Source organism: Ruegeria sp. THAF33 (genome assembly GCF_009363615.1).
GTDB lineage: Bacteria > Pseudomonadota > Alphaproteobacteria > Rhodobacterales > Rhodobacteraceae > Ruegeria.
Genome location: NZ_CP045384.1, coordinates 681,651 through 698,102 on the forward strand (window position 1 = coordinate 681,651; position 16,452 = coordinate 698,102).

General features: G+C 58.2%; 15 protein-coding genes. 8 read left to right on the forward strand and 7 right to left on the reverse strand.

What is annotated here, in order from left to right; all coding sequences use genetic code 11:
* From ybgF to FIU92_RS03500, 8 genes are all read left to right on the forward strand, one after another.
* Positions 1–825, forward strand: a complete 825-nt coding sequence (gene ybgF, locus FIU92_RS03465; RefSeq protein WP_152457230.1) for a tol-pal system protein YbgF — start codon at positions 1–3, stop codon at positions 823–825.
* On the forward strand, positions 816–2,075 hold the full coding sequence (tilS, locus tag FIU92_RS03470; RefSeq protein WP_254705351.1) for a tRNA lysidine(34) synthetase TilS: 1,260 nt from the start codon (positions 816–818) through the stop codon (positions 2,073–2,075). The genes ybgF and tilS overlap by 10 nt, the downstream gene beginning before the upstream one ends.
* A 75-nt stretch (positions 2,076–2,150) precedes the next feature.
* On the forward strand, positions 2,151–4,067 hold the full coding sequence (gene ftsH, locus FIU92_RS03475; RefSeq protein ID WP_152457232.1) for an ATP-dependent zinc metalloprotease FtsH: 1,917 nt from the start codon (positions 2,151–2,153) through the stop codon (positions 4,065–4,067).
* 97 nt (positions 4,068–4,164) lie between these two features.
* Positions 4,165–4,761, forward strand: coding sequence for an MOSC domain-containing protein (locus FIU92_RS03480; protein ID WP_152457233.1), 597 nt, complete (start codon positions 4,165–4,167; stop codon positions 4,759–4,761).
* A gap of 144 nt (positions 4,762–4,905) precedes the next feature.
* A complete protein-coding gene (locus tag FIU92_RS03485) occupies positions 4,906–6,582 on the forward strand; it encodes a formate--tetrahydrofolate ligase (protein ID WP_152457234.1) in 1,677 nt (558 codons plus the stop codon).
* A 60-nt stretch (positions 6,583–6,642) separates the two neighbouring features.
* Positions 6,643–6,948 carry a chorismate mutase gene (locus FIU92_RS03490; RefSeq protein ID WP_152457235.1) on the forward strand — a complete coding sequence of 102 codons (306 nt, stop codon included), beginning with the start codon at positions 6,643–6,645 and terminating at the stop codon, positions 6,946–6,948.
* 53 nt (positions 6,949–7,001) lie between these two features.
* Positions 7,002–7,892 carry a bifunctional methylenetetrahydrofolate dehydrogenase/methenyltetrahydrofolate cyclohydrolase FolD gene (gene folD, locus FIU92_RS03495; RefSeq protein WP_152457236.1) on the forward strand — a complete coding sequence of 297 codons (891 nt, stop codon included), beginning with the start codon at positions 7,002–7,004 and terminating at the stop codon, positions 7,890–7,892.
* Positions 7,893–8,156: 264 nt separating this feature from the next.
* Positions 8,157–8,855, forward strand: coding sequence for a LytTR family DNA-binding domain-containing protein (locus tag FIU92_RS03500; protein ID WP_254705352.1), 699 nt, complete (start codon positions 8,157–8,159; stop codon positions 8,853–8,855).
* 2 nt (positions 8,856–8,857) lie between these two features.
* Here the strand turns inward: FIU92_RS03500 and pdeM are convergent, their stop codons facing one another.
* From pdeM to FIU92_RS03535, 7 genes are all read right to left on the reverse strand, one after another.
* Complete coding sequence (pdeM, locus tag FIU92_RS03505) at positions 8,858–9,520, reverse strand: ligase-associated DNA damage response endonuclease PdeM (protein WP_152457238.1); 663 nt, start codon at positions 9,518–9,520, stop codon at positions 8,858–8,860.
* Positions 9,521–9,560: 40 nt separating this feature from the next.
* On the reverse strand, positions 9,561–11,972 hold the full coding sequence (locus FIU92_RS03510; RefSeq protein WP_152457239.1) for a ligase-associated DNA damage response DEXH box helicase: 2,412 nt from the start codon (positions 11,970–11,972) through the stop codon (positions 9,561–9,563).
* A gap of 40 nt (positions 11,973–12,012) precedes the next feature.
* On the reverse strand, positions 12,013–13,320 hold the full coding sequence (locus tag FIU92_RS03515) for an ATPase (protein WP_152457240.1): 1,308 nt from the start codon (positions 13,318–13,320) through the stop codon (positions 12,013–12,015).
* A 116-nt stretch (positions 13,321–13,436) separates the two neighbouring features.
* Positions 13,437–13,982 carry a prepilin peptidase gene (locus tag FIU92_RS03520; protein WP_152457241.1) on the reverse strand — a complete coding sequence of 182 codons (546 nt, stop codon included), beginning with the start codon at positions 13,980–13,982 and terminating at the stop codon, positions 13,437–13,439.
* Between the two features lie 3 nt (positions 13,983–13,985).
* Positions 13,986–14,837 carry a lipopolysaccharide assembly protein LapB gene (locus tag FIU92_RS03525; protein ID WP_152457242.1) on the reverse strand — a complete coding sequence of 284 codons (852 nt, stop codon included), beginning with the start codon at positions 14,835–14,837 and terminating at the stop codon, positions 13,986–13,988.
* Between the two features lie 30 nt (positions 14,838–14,867).
* Positions 14,868–15,410, reverse strand: coding sequence for a tetratricopeptide repeat protein (locus FIU92_RS03530; protein WP_371419729.1), 543 nt, complete (start codon positions 15,408–15,410; stop codon positions 14,868–14,870).
* A gap of 57 nt (positions 15,411–15,467) precedes the next feature.
* Positions 15,468–16,442, reverse strand: coding sequence for a type II secretion system F family protein (locus FIU92_RS03535; RefSeq protein WP_152457243.1), 975 nt, complete (start codon positions 16,440–16,442; stop codon positions 15,468–15,470).
* Positions 16,443–16,452: the final 10 nt, after the last annotated feature.

Here is a 16,452-nt window from a genome sequence, read left to right on the forward strand (position 1 = left end):
ATGCGTATGGCAGGATGGGTATTGGCGGCGGTCATGGCGACAGCCGGTGTTGCACAGGCACAGGATCAGCAAACCCTGGCCGACATACGTCAGGAGCTGACGGTGCTGCATGTGGAAATTCAGCGCCTGAAGCGCGAGTTTTCCACCACAGGATCGCCAGCGCCAAACTTGTCCGGCAGTTCGGTTCTTGAACGGGTTGACGCCATTGAAGCGGAACTGCAACGCCTGACCCGTCAGACCGAGCAGCTGAACCAGCGTGTGCAAAACATTGTCTCGGACGGCACCAATCGCATCGGAGATCTGGAGTTCCGCCTGTGCGAGCTTGAGGCAAACTGCGAGATTTCAGGCGAACCGACCAGCACACTGGGCGGAGAGGGCACAGATGTAGGTACGGCCGTTATCACGCCTGCCACGCCATCCCAAACCGATCAGGGTGAACTGGCCGTGGGCGAGCGGGCGGATTTCGACGCGGCATCGCAAGCACTGGCCGATGGGGATTACCAGACTGCGGCTGATTTGTTTGCGCAGTTTGATACGAACTATCCCGGCAGCCCCCTGGCGCCCGAAGTGAATCTGAAACGGGGTCATGCGCTTGAAGGCCTTGGCGACACCCGCGAAGCGGCACGGGCGTTCTTGGCAAGCTTTACCGGAGATTCCGAAGGAGCATTTGCCCCCGAGGCCCTGTTCGAGCTGGGCGCGGCGCTGGGGCGTCTGGGGCAGACCGATCAGGCCTGCATCACGCTCAATGAGGTTGGCGTGCGCTTTCCATCCGCACCGGCGTTTGCGGATGCGACGCAAGAGATGTCTGCGCTGGGGTGTTCTTGAACCGTCACAGCGAAAACCTGCTTGCAGAGCTTCGCGCCCGGCTTCCCCAAAGGCTTCCGCCTAAACTGGGCGTGGCGGTCTCGGGCGGTGGGGATTCCGTCGCGTTGATGCATCTATTGCATCAAGTCGCCCAAAACGAAGAGATTGCCCTTTTTGTGGCCACGGTCGATCACGGCTTGCGCCCCGACGCAGCGCAGGAGGCCGTGACAGTGTCGCGCCAGGCCGCTGCTTTGGGGCTGCCGCATGACATTTTGCATTGGGCGGGTTGGGACGGATCGGGCAATGTTCAGGACGAGGCCCGCAAGGCGCGTTACAGCCTGCTTGCCGGTTGGGCGCAACAGCGCGGCATAGACGCCATCGCGTTGGGGCACACGGCGGATGATCAGGCGGAAACGTTTCTGATGCGACTGGGTCGTTCATCAGGTGTTACGGGACTGTCCGGCATGTCGGCAAGCCGGCAATGGGAAGGTGTGACATTGCTGCGGCCAATGCTGGGGATCACACGCAAGGATCTGAGAACCTACCTGACCGGTATCGGCGCAACATGGGTCGAAGATCCGTCGAATCAGGACCCTCGTTTCGACCGGATCAAGGCACGAGAGGCCGTGTCCGGCCTCAAACCACTGGGAATTGACGCGCTTTCATTGTCGCGAGTGGCCGAAAATCTGGCGCAGGCCCATGCAGCCCTGGGTGTGTTTGCGCAGGAATCCGCACGTAATGTCGCCCAGCTCGAACAGAGCGACGTGAAGGTGGACAGGGCCGGTTTTGCCGCATTGCCCAAGGAAATCCGACGCCGCGTGTTGCTTGGATGCCTTGCCTGGATCGCAGGGCAGGGATATCCCCCGCGTCAGGCGGCGGTCGAGCAGGCCATGAAGGCCATAATCGACGGGCGGGCAGGTTCGCTCAGCGGTTGCCTGTTGGTGCCAGAAGGGATGAGTGTTTGGATTTGCAGGGAATTCAAGGCCGTGGAGGCTCGGGTTTCAGCGCCTGACGAAGTTTGGGATGGCAAATGGGTCTTGACCGGGCCCGAGATTTCCGGTGCCGAGATCCGCGCTCTGGGTGAAGACGGGCTGCGACAGGTGGCCGAATGGCGCGAAACAGGCCGGCCCAGGCTGGCCTTGAGTGCGACGCCCGCGGTCTGGAAGGGGGGCGTGGTGCTGGCCGCTCCGCTTGCGGGATTTGCGAACGGATGGCACGCGGACACGATGCCGGAATGGCCCGAGTTCCACGCATCTTTTTTATCGCATTGAACATACCACAATCCTCTCTATTTTAAGAGGTAACTTGGCAGCTCCTCACCTGCCGGAACTTTTGGGAGAATTTCCTTGGGCAACGCTCGCAATATCGCGTTTTGGGTCGTTCTGTTTCTGCTGATCCTTGCACTGTTCAATCTGTTCAGTGGACCGGGCGGAACGCTTCAGAGCAATGAAAGAACTTATTCCGATTTCGTCGGCGCCGTGCAAAGCGGTGAAGTCAAGAACGTGACGCTAGACGGCGAACAGATCCGCTATACGACCGAAAGCGGTGCGACTTACGTAACGATCAAACCCGGCGACGCCGAGGTCACCAAGCTTTTGATCGATGAGAACATCCCGGTTCAGGCGGTCAAGCAACAGCAGTCGGGCTTCCAGTCTTTCCTGATCACGCTCTTGCCGTTCCTACTTCTGATCGGTGTCTGGGTCTATTTCATGAACAGGATGCAGGGCGGCGGCAAAGGCGGTGCGATGGGCTTTGGCAAGTCGAAGGCCAAGATGCTGACCGAAAAGCATGGCCGCGTCACGTTTGACGACGTCGCGGGCATCGACGAAGCCAAGGAAGAACTGGAAGAGATTGTCGAATTCCTGCGCAATCCACAGAAGTTCAGCCGCCTTGGCGGCAAGATCCCGAAAGGCGCGCTGCTGGTGGGCCCTCCGGGCACCGGTAAGACGCTGCTGGCCCGCGCCATCGCGGGTGAGGCGGGTGTGCCGTTCTTCACTATTTCGGGGTCCGACTTTGTCGAGATGTTCGTGGGTGTCGGTGCATCCCGTGTCCGAGACATGTTTGAACAGGCCAAGAAGAATGCGCCTTGTATCGTCTTCATCGACGAGATCGACGCCGTGGGTCGCCATCGTGGCGCTGGCTACGGCGGTGGTAATGACGAGCGCGAACAGACCCTCAACCAGTTGCTGGTTGAGATGGACGGCTTTGAGGCCAATGAAGGCGTGATCATTCTGGCGGCCACCAACCGCAAAGATGTTCTGGATCCGGCGCTGCTGCGTCCAGGCCGTTTTGACCGCAACGTGACCGTTGGTAACCCCGACATCAAAGGCCGTGAGAAAATTCTGGGCGTGCACGCGCGCAAGACGCCTCTGGGCCCCGATGTCGATCTGCGGATCATCGCGCGCGGTACGCCGGGCTTCTCGGGTGCCGATCTGGCGAACCTTGTGAACGAGGCCGCGCTGATGGCCGCCCGTGTGGGACGCCGCTTTGTCACCATGGAAGATTTCGAAAACGCGAAAGACAAGGTGATGATGGGGGCCGAGCGCCGCTCGATGGTGCTGACGCAGGACCAGAAGGAAAAGACAGCCTATCACGAGGCGGGGCATGCCGTTGTCGGCCTGACCCTGCCGTTGTGCGATCCTGTCTACAAAGCCACGATCATTCCGCGCGGTGGTGCGCTGGGTATGGTGGTTTCGCTGCCTGAAATGGATCGCCTGAACTACCACCGTGATGAGTGTGAGCAAAAGCTGGCCATGACCATGGCCGGCAAAGCCGCCGAGGTTATCAAATACGGTGAAGACCACGTTTCGAACGGCCCGGCCGGGGACATCATGCAGGCCAGCCAGTTGGCGCGTGCCATGGTGATGCGCTGGGGCATGTCGGACAAGGTCGGTAACATCGACTATGCCGAGGCGCACGAAGGCTATCAGGGCAACACCGCAGGGTTCTCGGTGTCGGCGCATACGAAAGAGCTGATCGAAGAAGAGGTGAAACGCCTTATCCAGCAGGGTTATGAGCGCGCGCACCAGATTCTGACCGAACAGCGCGAAGAATGGGAACGCCTGGCGCAGGGCTTGCTTGAATACGAAACCCTGACGGGTGATGAGATCAAGCGTGTCATGAATGGTGAATCACCCACCGAGGATGATGATGAAGGCGACAAGCCGGATGAAGGCAGCGCGCCCAGTGTCACGGCCATTCCCAAGACAAAGGCCAAGAAATCTCCGCCCGATGGCGGGATGGAGCCCGAACCTACCGCATAGTCAAAATAGACCCGGCGCATAGTCCGGGTCTTTTTTCTTTTCATCGGTGTTTTGCCGGGCAATATGCACGCAAGAAAAAGAGCGAAAAGGGAAGGCTATGCCATTTTTGCGTGAAACCGAGTTTGCCGCCGAAGCGGTCTGGCTTGGCCATGTCTCTGCGGGAACCTCTTTACGGGCCAAGGCTGTTGACACGCTGGATCTGGGTTTTGACGGCGTGAAGGGTGAACGCCACGAAGGCCTCAATCGGGCGTCCTGTGTCAGGGTCTCGAACCTTTACCCGAAAGGCACTGAAATTCGAAACGTGCGTCAGCTTTCAGTTTTGTCCGAGGAGGAATTGCAGCAAATTGCGCAGGACATGGGGTTGGATCAGCTTGACCCGTCCTGTCTTGGGGCTTCCATTGTGCTGCGTGGGATCCCGGATTTTTCGCATATCCCCCCGTCTTCACGTCTTCAGGCAACGAGCGGGGCGACGATAACGGTGGACATGGAAAACGCCCCTTGTGTTCTGCCGGGGCGCGAGATCGAAGCGGATCAACCGGGGCATGGCGCAGCTTTCAAACCTGCGGCGGTCGGGCGTCGGGGCATCACCGGATGGGTTGAACGTCCGGGGCGCATTCAACTGGGGGACCGGCTGAAACTGTTTGTTCCCGATCAACCTGCCTGGGCTTGGGAAAACGGGCTTGTTTCCGATTAGAAACCCCTGAAACGAACTTACGACGCTTCGCGACGCCAGAATGTCGGAATCCATGGCTATCGGGATTGTACACAAGGGTATGGAATGCACAGCGCCGACGCCCCGCGTCGGTTTTGCACGGTATTCAATCAAGGACCCCGGCCAATGAGCTACAAATCCGATATCGAAATCGCCCGCGAAGCGAACAAAAAGCCGATTCAGGAAATCGGTGCCAAGATCGGCATCGACTCTGCGGATCTGCTGCCTTACGGCCACGACAAGGCGAAGGTCAGCCAGAACTTCATCAACTCGGTTCAGGACCGCGAAGACGGCAAGCTGATCCTGGTGACTGCAATCAACCCGACCCCGGCAGGTGAGGGCAAGACCACGACCACAGTGGGTCTGGGTGACGGCCTGAACCGCATCGGCAAGAACGCGATGATCTGTATCCGCGAAGCCTCGCTTGGCCCGAACTTCGGTATGAAGGGCGGCGCCGCGGGTGGCGGTTATGCGCAGGTCGTTCCGATGGAAGAGATGAACCTGCACTTCACCGGTGACTTCCACGCCATCACTTCGGCTCACTCGCTGCTGTCGGCGATGATCGACAACCACATCTATTGGGGTAACGAGCAGGAGATTGACACCCGCCGCGTCGCATGGCGCCGTGTGGTCGACATGAACGACCGTGCCCTGCGTCAGATCACAGCTTCACTGGGTGGTGTATCGAACGGCTTCCCGCGTGAGGCGGGTTTTGACATCACCGTAGCGTCCGAAGTCATGGCGATCCTCTGTCTGGCGAACGACCTGAAAGACCTGGAAAAGCGTCTGGGCGACATCATCGTTGCTTACCGCCGCGACAAATCTCCGGTCTACTGCCGTGACATCAAGGCCGAAGGCGCAATGACCGTTCTGCTGAAGGACGCGATGCAGCCGAACCTGGTGCAAACGCTGGAAAACAACCCGGCCTTCGTCCACGGCGGCCCGTTCGCGAACATCGCGCATGGCTGTAACTCGGTCATCGCGACCAAGACCGCTCTGAAAGTCGCCGACTATGTCGTGACCGAAGCCGGTTTCGGTGCGGATCTGGGTGCCGAGAAGTTCATGAACATCAAATGCCGCAAGGCGGGCATTGCCCCGTCGGCAGTTGTTCTGGTTGCGACCGTGCGCGCGATGAAGATGAACGGCGGCGTTGCCAAAGCCGATCTGGGTGCGGAAAACGTTGAGGCCGTCAAATCAGGCTGTGCCAACCTGGGCCGTCACATCGAGAACGTGAAATCCTTCGGTGTGCCGGTTGTCGTCGCCATCAACCACTTTGTCACCGATACCGATGCCGAAGTTCAGGCCGTGAAAGATTATTGCGGCGAGCACGGCGTCGGGGCGGTTTTGTCGCGTCACTGGGAGTTGGGTTCCGAAGGGTCTGCGCCGTTGGCCGAGAAAGTCGTCGAAATCGTCGAAGGTGGCACCGCGAACTTCGCACCGATCTACCCCGACGATATGCCTCTGTTCGAGAAGATCGAAACCATCGCCAAGCGCATCTACCGCGCTGACGAGGTTCTGGCTGACAACAAGATCCGCAACCAACTGCGTGAATGGGAAGAAGCCGGATATGGCAACCTGCCGGTCTGCATGGCCAAGACGCAGTATTCCTTCTCGACCGACCCATCGCTGCGCGGTGCACCCACGGGCCATTCGGTTCCGGTGCGCGAGGTACGCCTGAGCGCGGGAGCGGGCTTCATCGTGGTCGTCTGCGGCGAGATCATGACCATGCCTGGTCTGCCCCGCAAGCCGGCTGCTGAAACCATCTGCCTCAATGACGCAGGTGAGATCGAGGGCTTGTTCTAAGCCGCCGAATAGGACATCTCGTGGTCCGGGGATTCATTCCCGGGCCATGAGGAGATGACGATGCCCACTCTGATACCGCCTCAGAACTGCAACACGATGCAGGAGCTGCGGGCTGAGATCGACAAGCTGGATCGCCAACTGATCGAAATGTTGGTAACGCGCGCGACATATATTGACCGCGCGTCGCAGCTGAAACCGGGCGAGGGCCTTCCGGCCCGTATCCCGGAACGTGTCGAAGAGGTGGTGCAACGCGTGCGTGCAAGCTCGGACGCGCTGGGGATGGACCCGGATCTGGCCGAGAAGCTGTGGCGCATATTGATTGACTGGTCGATTGCACGCGAAGAGCGCGTGATTGGCACCGACTGACTGACCGGGCGTTCTGTGCGCCCGATCCGTTTTTTGAAAGAAGGGATCGAAGTATGGTAGCTCAGGTTATCGACGGTAAGGCCTTTGCCGCAAAAGTGCGCGGTCAAGTTGCCGATCAGGTCGCAAAGCTGAAAGAAGAAAACGGCATCACCCCTGGCCTAGCCGTGGTTCTTGTGGGCGAAGACCCAGCCAGCCAGGTTTATGTCCGCTCGAAGGGCAAAATGACCGTTGAAGTCGGCATGAATTCATACGAGCACAAACTGGACGCCGCGACGTCGGAAGAAGATCTTTTGGCGCTGATCGACAAGCTGAACAACGACCCGGCCGTGCATGGCATTCTGGTCCAGTTGCCGCTGCCCGAACACCTGAACGAAGATCTGGTGATCAACTCGATCGACCCGGCCAAGGATGTGGATGGCTTCCACATTTCGAACGTGGGCCTGCTGGGTACCGGTCAGAAGTCGATGGTGCCCTGCACCCCGCTGGGCTGCCTGATGATGCTGCGGGACCACCACGGTTCGCTTTCCGGCATGGACGCCGTTGTGATCGGTCGCTCGAACATTGTGGGCAAACCGATGGCGCAGCTGCTGCTGGGCGATAGCTGCACCGTGACCATCGCGCATTCGCGCACCAAGGATCTGCCGGACGTCGTACGCCGTGCCGATATCGTCGTGGCTGCCGTGGGGCGTCCGGAAATGGTGCCGGGTGACTGGATCAAGGAAGGCGCGACCGTGATCGATGTAGGCATCAACCGCATCGAACGCGACGGAAAGAACAAGCTGGTCGGTGACGTGGACTATGCCAGCGCGTCCCAGCGTGCTGGCGCCATCACTCCGGTTCCGGGGGGGGTAGGTCCGATGACCATTGCATGCCTGTTGGCCAACACTTTGACAGCGTGCTGCCGCGCCAACGCTCTGCCCGAACCAGAAGGTTTGACGGCGTAAGGTAATCTGGTCGGGTCGATCATGTCGGCCCGGCACACTCCTCGGTTGTGCATGACCCCGCGGGACAATCATCGGACGCTCCAGTCAATTTGCCCTGAATGGGTTTGACAGCTTAGAAAATCGTGATATCCCTGTATTCCCAGTTGGTTACAGGTAAGGTGCTTCAGTGCTTGTCGTGCTAAGGTTGAATATAATTAAGTCATGCGCAAAAGCGGTATGACGTCTGGGATTAACACTATTCGGAATGCTTGTACCCCACAGCGAGTGACGGCGGGCCTTGTCTTTCTTCCATTGCTTGCCTACGCGTTTCCTCCATTTCTGGTCGCGGATCTGAGCTTCGGTTTGCGTCTTCTTTTCTGGACCGGGGTTATGTTTCTTGCCCTGACAGTCACCGGGTTGGCGCGCAACTTGATGCAAAAAAACCCCGTTCTGTTGAATGTTCCCGTCCGTGATCTGGCATTCGCGGCACTGATCCTGGTTCTGTTCACGCCGTCCCTTTGGATGTTGGCATGGGTCCTGTTCACCTGCGGAGGTCACATGGCACCAGGCGCCCAGACCGTCGCGGTATATGGGGTCCTGTTTGCAACGGGTTTGGTTCTTGTGCAACGCAATGATCTGAACCCATTGATGGCCTCGACACCTGAAACCGAGAGGCCGCGTCTGATCAGGCGTCTGCCGCCTGACTTCCATGGTCAAATCCATCGTTTGACGGTCAGGGATCACAATGTGGATATTGTCACTTCGGAAGGCACGTTCACGGTCCGCTCGCGCTTTACGGACGCAATTGCCGAGATGGAGCCGGTTCCCGGACACTGTTCGCACCGTTCACATTGGGTGGTGGACGCATCAATCGTTGGGGTTGAAAAATCGGGGGGCAAAACCTTTATGCGCCTGATGAACGGCGATCTGGTTCCAGTAAGCCGCAAGTACAAACCGAAATTGGAAGAAGACGGGTTGATCTGAACTCAACGCGGCATTGGAATCATCTGTGGTTGCTGGCCCGTCAGAATGGCCATGGCGTCCGCGCCCATGAGATCGGAAAGTGCCCGATCCGAACTGCGCAACCCCCCGGTGTAAGTTCCGTAGGCAGGCAGGATCAGCCGGTTTCTGTCCAGCAGAAAGGCAGGCCGTGAAATGTACCTGCCTTTCGTCCGAATCTGTGCTTTCGGATGGAAATGGCCTGAAATTTCACCTTGCGGCTGATCCTGGGCGATGTGACGAAAGACGAGAGGGCCGCACTGCCATTCGACCAGATGAGAGCCCCCCATCTCGATCGGGCCGGGATCGTGGTTGCCTTCGATCCAGATCCATTGGCGCCCGGCCTGCAACGTTGCAATCCTCAACCCTTCTGCGTCGGGCAGGGCCTGGGCCGCTTCGAGATCGTCAAAGCTGTCACCTAGGCAGATGACGGTTTCGGCGTTGGTGTGTTCGAGATCGCGCGCCAGCCGGTCAAGCGTTTCGCGACTGTCATAAGGCGGCAGCGTAGCCCCGCGCCGACGGGCCATACGTTCGGATTTTCCCAGATGCAGGTCCGAAACACAGAGCAGTCGCCGCGCCGGCCACCATAATGCGCCAGACGGCAACGCAGCGAGTTGCTGGCCTGCAAAGGAAAACTTGCACACGTTCATGATACGTTCTTGGCCTGATTCCACATCTTGCGCAAGGGAATCAAAGCTGGTCCAGCCCGGCGGCTTCCAGCAGGCGCGCGCTTTCTTCTGCAAGCAGCCTTTCTTCGGCGGCCCCTTTGACAGGCACCTTTCCGACCTCAAGAAACAGCGGCGCGGCCAGTGGGGAAACGCGGTCTAGACGCAGCAGGTCGATGCGGTCGCCGATGCGCGCCAGCATTGCCTCGATCCGACCGAAGTCAACCAACCCGCGCATGGCTTCTTCGCGGGTGATCTGCATCAACAGATGATCGGGATCATATTTCAGCAAAGTGTCATAGAGAATATCCGACGAAAACGTGGCTTGCCGCCCGGTTTTCCGTTGCCCGGCCATGTTGCGTTCGATCAGACCGGCAATCGTGGCCGACGCGCGAAAGGTACGCTTCATGACTGCGTTGCCTGCCAGCCATGTGTCCAGCCCGTCACGCAGCGCTTCGGGTTGAAACAAAGGGCGTGGGTCAGTGACCGCATCCAAACCCCAAATCAGCGTGGCATAGTCTGTGGCGACAAACCCCAGCGGCGCCAAACCGGTATCCTCCATCCGCTTGGTCAACAGCAGCCCAAGTGTTTGTTGCGCGTTGCGGCCGGCGAATCCGTATACGCACAGATGCTCTCGGCCGTCGCTTGGAAAGCTTTCGATCAGAAGACGATCGCGTTGAGGCAGGCGGGACATTTGGCGCTGCAAGTCCAGCCAATCAGCCGTATGGGAGGGCAGGTGCGGCCAGTCAGTTTGGGCGAACATGCGCAGAATGCGGTCGCTGAGTTGCGTTGAGGTCGCAAATTTCGTGCCCGAGAAGGTCGCGATCTTTGGTTTGCGATCGGCGCGACGGCTGACTTCGACCACCATTTCGCGCAGACCTTCATACCGTACGATCTGTCCGCCGATCAGGAAGGTATCGCCGGGGGTCAGCGAAGCAGCAAAGGCTTCCTCGACTTCGCCCAACGGTTTACCGCCACGGCTGCGTTTAAGGCGAACTTTGAGTGTATCCGTGTCCTGAATCGTGCCCAGATTCATGCGAATACGCGACGCTGCGCGAGGATCGCGCAATTGCCATTGCCCGTCGGCACGCTTCTGCAACCTTTGCCATCGATCATAGGCGCGCAAGGCGTAGCCGCCGGTGGCACAGAAATCCAGACAGGCGTCAAATTCCGGTCGGGTCAACTGTGCGTAAGGTCCGGCGGATGTCATCTCGGCATATAGATCATCAGCGTCAAAGGGCCCGGCACAGGCCGCAATCAGAATGTGCTGGCACAACACATCGCGGGGGCCGGGGCCTCGGGGTTCTCCGTCCAGTTCATGGGCTTTGGCAGCCTCGAGCGCAGCGACGCATTCGACAACCTCAAAACGGTTCGCAGGAACCAGCAGCGCCTTGGAAGGCGCGTTGTAGCGGTGGTTGGCCCGACCAATCCTTTGCACCAGCCGCTTGACGTTCTTGGGCGCACCGATCTGAATCACCAAATCGACATCGCCCCAATCAATGCCCAGATCGAGGCTGCCGGTGCAGACGATGGCGCGCAATTCGCCACGCACCATCGCGGCCTCGACCCGCTCGCGTTGCTGTCGGTCAAGGCTGCCATGATGGATGCCGATGGGCAGGCCGTCGTCATTCGCCAGCCATAGATTGTGAAAGTAGATCTCGGCCTGCGCGCGGGTGTTGTGAAAGATCAGCGTGGTCCTGTGCCGCCGGATCTGGTCCAGCACAGCTGGAATCGAATAGGCCGCGCCTCCGCCGGACCAGGGCGGCATTTCCGTTGTTTCCAGCATCTGGATGTCCGGGTCCGGGCCGGGATCGGCCTGCACGATCTGGCAGGGGTCCGGGTGGCGCGCCAGAAAGCCGGCAATTGCTGCGGGGTCTTCGACCGTGGCTGACAGGCCTACACGACGCAGACCCGGGTTGAGGCGGTGAAGACGTGCCAGGGCCAGCATCAGCTGATCGCCGCGCTTGCTTTCCGCCAGCGCGTGGATTTCGTCGACGATGATCCGCTGTACCCCATCGAACATGCGCGGCGCATCTTCGTATGAGGTCAGCAGTGCAAGGCTTTCCGGTGTGGTCAGCAGGATATGGGGTGGATCGGCCCTTTGGCGTTTTTTCTGCGTGGCCGAGGTGTCACCGGTGCGATCCTCGATTCGGATGGGCAGGCCGATCTCATCCACCGGGGTTCGCAGGTTACGTTTGATATCCGCCGCCAGCGCCTTGAGCGGCGAGACATAGAGCGTATGCAAACCGTTGTGGTCCCCGTCGGCCAGCTCGGACAGGGAAGGCAGAAATCCGGCCATGGTCTTGCCGCCACCCGTTGGGGCGATAAGGAGGGTTGCCGGCTCCTTCGCCCGGTCGAACATCTCTTTCTGATGTGGGTGGATGGACCAGCCTTTGGAGGAGAACCACGTACCAATCCGAGCGGGAATCTGCGTCATGGTTGCAGATTACCCGCCCGGAGGAGGGATTGGCACGGCGTTATTTGACGATTTTCTCGTCTTTTACGAACATGTTGGCCCAGGCACGGTCAATCAGGTCCGGACTCATCTGATAAGGGATGCCTTCGAACTCGCAGATCGAGATCATCTGATCAATCAGGAAGATCGGTTGATAGTTGGCGTAGATATTGTTGATAGTAGGGTATTTGACCTTCAGCAGGTGCACCAGCGCCGCCTCATCCAAAGGCATTCCGCGTTTGCGGGCTACCATGGCAAAGATTTTCAGGAAGTTTTCTTGGTTCGGACCGTCAATCTTGATCTTGAAGAAGATCCGGCGCAAGGCCGCTTGGTCGAAGATCTCATTGGGGTGGAAGTTGGTCGAGAAGATGACCAGCGTGTCAAACGGAACTTCGAACTTTTCACCTGATTGCAGGCCGAGGATATCCTTGTTTTCTTCAAGCGGGACAATCCAACGGTTGACCAGCGCCTGCGGCGGTTCGGCCTGACGGCCAAGGTCATCTACGATGAAAATGCCACCGGTGGATTTCAGCTGCAACGGGGCCTGATAGGTTCGGGCGGTCGGGTTGTAGACCAGATCCAACATGCTGAGCGAGAGCTCACCACCGGTTACGACGGTGGGGCGTTCACACTGAACATAGCGAGAATCGAACCGCTTGCGACGGCGCAGGCTGTTGGGGTCGTCCGGCTCCTGTTCGATCGCCGTGTGCACGATCGGGTCATAGACCGTGATCACCTGACCTGCATATTCGATAGCATAGGGCACATAGACGTTATCACCCAACGCATCCCGGATGCCGTTCGAGATCGAGGATTTACCGTTGCCCGGAGGACCGTACATCAGAATCGACCGGCCCGCGCTAACCGCCGGGCCCAGATGGTCCAGCAGGCTGTCGGGCAGAACGAGATGACCCATTGCGCCAACCAGTTGCTCTCGCGTGACCTGAATATTTCGGATCGACTGGCGTTTGACCTGCTCGCGATAGACATCCAGCGGCACCGGCATCGCGCCGAAATATTCGGATTGGCTCAGCGCATCCAGCGCACGGGCCTTGCCTGCATCGGTCAGCTGATACCCCATCTCATTGCCGCTATTGGCGTTCAGTGTCCCGGTCGCTTCAAGCAGTTTCTGATCGCGCGCGATATCGACCAGTTCCTGAGTTACCGATCCCGGGAGACAGATCGCTTCGGCCACTTCTGAAACCGTGCTCGCGTTTTTGCGAAAAACCGTCTTCAGAAGGATGTCCCGCATCATTACAAGCGGAAGCTTCATTTCGCCCAAACCCTTGGGGGCAGGGGGGGCCATAACAGAGGAATTCTGCATATTCATGCGCGGTGCTCGTCCATCAATTTGTCACGCCAAGAACCCGAAAAAGGGCGTCTTGAAGAAAAATGAACCAGCTTTGTGGCGGGACAAAGGCAGCGACAAGGCGCGCTGATGATAGTTTACGATCCGAGAACAGTACCCAAAATCAGGTACATGGCCAATGATCCGCCCAAGGCGAAACCCATCGGAAACTGCTTGCCCCGGCTCCAGCTTTCCCAATGCGGCGCGATCGTGCGCAGCCTTGTGATTTTGGCCAAACGATGTGTGACCACGGCAGCCAGAACACAGGCGGTCAGGATCATCAGTATAATTCTCAGATCGCCCAGCCAGACAAACGCCGAAGCGGCGGCCAGAAATTTGGCATCGCCAGCGCCCATGGTGCCCGCGGCATTCAGGAAGATGCCAATAACCAAAACCACGACAATATGCAGCAATTGCCAGAAATAGATCGGCATAGACACGGTGACCGGCCCTAGATTGCCGCTGAGGCTGCCTGTAGACCAGGGTGGAATGGCGATCAGACCTATCACGATGTAAACCAGCGTAAGCGCAAGGACTGCATGGTTCTTGATCCGCATCTCACGCATATCCGTGAAGGCCACGTAAAAGCAGATCGGCAGCACAAACGGCAGAAACCAGGCCGCTGCCACTGCGGGTATTTGCATGTGTCAGGCCCCTTCAAGTGCCCGAAGCGAGCGGACCGCCTCGTCGAAATGCTGCGGGTGGGTTGAAATGGCTTCGCGGAATAGGTTCTTGGCGGTGGTTATATCGCCCTGTTTGACTGCCGAAATACCCATCGTGTTGAGCAGACGCGCCCGCTCGACCTGAGTCATCGGGACGACTGGCAGGCTGTAGTTGCCTTGCGCCGATCGGGCCAAAACCAGGTTGTTCTTGGCAGTAAACAGCGAGTTGTCCTGGCGGATCGCTTCCGAGAACAACCGCTCGGCTTCGGCATATTCGCCGCGGGTCAGTTTGGAATATCCCCAGTTGTTCATCACACTGCCCGGACGTGTCGTCAGCCCGACAGCGGTTTCATAGAAATGATCCGCGCGTTTCCACTCTTTCCGGGAATCCGCAACGACTGCCTCGAGGCGATACCGTTTGAAGGTTTCAAAGGTGGGGGGAACCGAATCCAGAACCGTTTTGGCCTGCGACCAGTCGCCGTTTCGGACCAATGCGTCCGCGTATTCAACCTTGTCCGCGGCGTTCGAGCCTTTCATCGTTGTGACGCGCTTCCATGCGGTCACGGCCTCGGTCGTGCGTTTGGCGCGGCCCAAAGAAATTGCCAGTCCGCGCTGAAGATCGATCCGGTCCGGGTTCTTGAGCGCTGCACCGTGGAAATAGGTCACTGCTTCGTTTGGATCTGCGGCGCTCAGAAGCACATCGTTCAGGTTTGTTTCGTCAATAACGTTCACTTCCTGAAACGTTCGTTCAACCTTTTCCTCTTCGGTTTCCTTTGCACAGGCCGACAGGATCAGACCACTGATAACAACACTCGGAATCAAGAATTGCTGGCGCATTTTTTGCGTCCTTTACTGCTCTCGCCTCAATTACTGGATCTTGCGTAGCGTGAATTGCCCGTCGCCAAGCTGCTCCAGTGTGTATTCTTGTTGTTCTTGTGGGGTATTATTAACAGGATTTTCCATTTTTGCGAGTGCTAAGCGCAGATTGTCCCGGATTGCGTCACTTTCGCCATTGTCCAGCGCATAGGCCCGCTGAAACACTTGCGCTGCCTCGGGGTATTCCTGTTTTTCCATCAGCAGGACACCGAGATTGTTCCAGGCCACCGGCCAGTCCGTGTCGTCTTCTACGGCTCTGCGCAGCAGTTTTTCGGCCTGTCCCAAGCGGCGTAGCCCCACATTTGCGGTACCCAGAGAAGTCAGGACCTGGGGCGTCATACCCTGTTCAAGCGCGGCCCGGGTAAAGGTTTCAAGCGCCAGTTCGTATTCTCCGGCGGCCATCAATCTGTTTCCGACCTCGATGTTGTCCTCTGCCTGACCCTTGGCGTCAATTCCCGGTGCATCCAATCCGTTGGATGACAGGCCTTCTGTGCAAGAAGCCACCATGGCAAAAACCATGGTGGCCCGGAGCATTCGGCGAAACCCGGAAGGGAAGCACCTGAATTCAGCTTTCATATGGTTCTATCCGACCTAGCGTCCAAAACTCGAAATAACATTCGCCGACGGGCCAACCAGAATAATCAGCAGCGGCGGGACCGTCAGCATCATTGTGACAAGAGTCATCTTGGTCGGCAACTTGTTCGCGGCCTCCTCGGCGCGCATCACGCGTTTGTCGCGCATCTCGCCGGCGTAAACCCGCAACGCCTCGGCAATCGATGTACCAAATGTCGCCGATTGGATCATAACGGTGACAAAAGAGTTCACATCCTGCACACCACATCGCACGCCGAAATCACGCAGGACGGTGTCCTTGTCCTTACCAGCCTTCATTTCGTGCGCGACAGTTTCGAATTCCTGCGCGATATCCGGATATGACGCACTCATTTCGCTGGCAACGCGAACGATGGCCTGATCAAGCGATTGGCCGGCCTCGACACAGACCAGCATCAAATCGAGCGTATCAGGAAAGCCAGCGGTAATTGCTTCCTTCCGTTCTTCAACCCTGCGCGTGATCCAGTATTTTGGAGCGAAATAGCCAATCGCACCGGGGACAAGCACTCGGATCATCATCTGTGTTCCGGTAAATTCCTGGCCGCCGGAAAAGACCGTGACCAGCAGAACACCAATGAAAATACCAAGGATACCCAAGGAAAACTGCGCAAAGTGGAAGAACCGAACCGAATCCTTCGACCTGTAGCCCGCTTGGCGCAGCTTCAGCTCGACGGCCGAGTATTCTTCTTCGTTTTTGGGCTCAAGGAATGTAGCAAACTTCTCAAGCTGCTCGTTTCGGCTTGAGTTTCGAAGCTGCTCTTTCTTCCCTTTTTTCTGCTTGGGAGGAGCCGCATTCGATCTTTGCAGTTTCTTCAGCGGGTCTTCCGGCTGCTTCATCATCAGTGTGACAGCGACCAGAACCATAAGCAGGCCAAGTACGCCGACAATGATAAGAGGGCCGAATTCGCCCAGGTGCTGGGTTAACAGGTCATTGATGCTGGTCAGGATTTCCATTGTGCTGCCC

Coding starts and splice junctions, on each gene's coding strand:
- ybgF (WP_152457230.1), top strand. CDS start 1: ATGCGTATGGCAGGATGGGTATTGGCGGCGGTCATGGCGACAGCCGGT.
- FIU92_RS03480 (WP_152457233.1), top strand. CDS start 4,165: ATGCCATTTTTGCGTGAAACCGAGTTTGCCGCCGAAGCGGTCTGGCTT.
- FIU92_RS03485 (WP_152457234.1), top strand. CDS start 4,906: ATGAGCTACAAATCCGATATCGAAATCGCCCGCGAAGCGAACAAAAAG.
- FIU92_RS03490 (WP_152457235.1), top strand. CDS start 6,643: ATGCCCACTCTGATACCGCCTCAGAACTGCAACACGATGCAGGAGCTG.
- folD (WP_152457236.1), top strand. CDS start 7,002: ATGGTAGCTCAGGTTATCGACGGTAAGGCCTTTGCCGCAAAAGTGCGC.
- pdeM (WP_152457238.1), bottom strand. CDS start 9,520: ATGAACGTGTGCAAGTTTTCCTTTGCAGGCCAGCAACTCGCTGCGTTG.
- FIU92_RS03510 (WP_152457239.1), bottom strand. CDS start 11,972: ATGACGCAGATTCCCGCTCGGATTGGTACGTGGTTCTCCTCCAAAGGC.
- FIU92_RS03515 (WP_152457240.1), bottom strand. CDS start 13,320: ATGAATATGCAGAATTCCTCTGTTATGGCCCCCCCTGCCCCCAAGGGT.
- FIU92_RS03520 (WP_152457241.1), bottom strand. CDS start 13,982: ATGCAAATACCCGCAGTGGCAGCGGCCTGGTTTCTGCCGTTTGTGCTG.
- FIU92_RS03525 (WP_152457242.1), bottom strand. CDS start 14,837: ATGCGCCAGCAATTCTTGATTCCGAGTGTTGTTATCAGTGGTCTGATC.
- FIU92_RS03530 (WP_371419729.1), bottom strand. CDS start 15,410: ATGCTCCGGGCCACCATGGTTTTTGCCATGGTGGCTTCTTGCACAGAA.
- FIU92_RS03535 (WP_152457243.1), bottom strand. CDS start 16,442: ATGGAAATCCTGACCAGCATCAATGACCTGTTAACCCAGCACCTGGGC.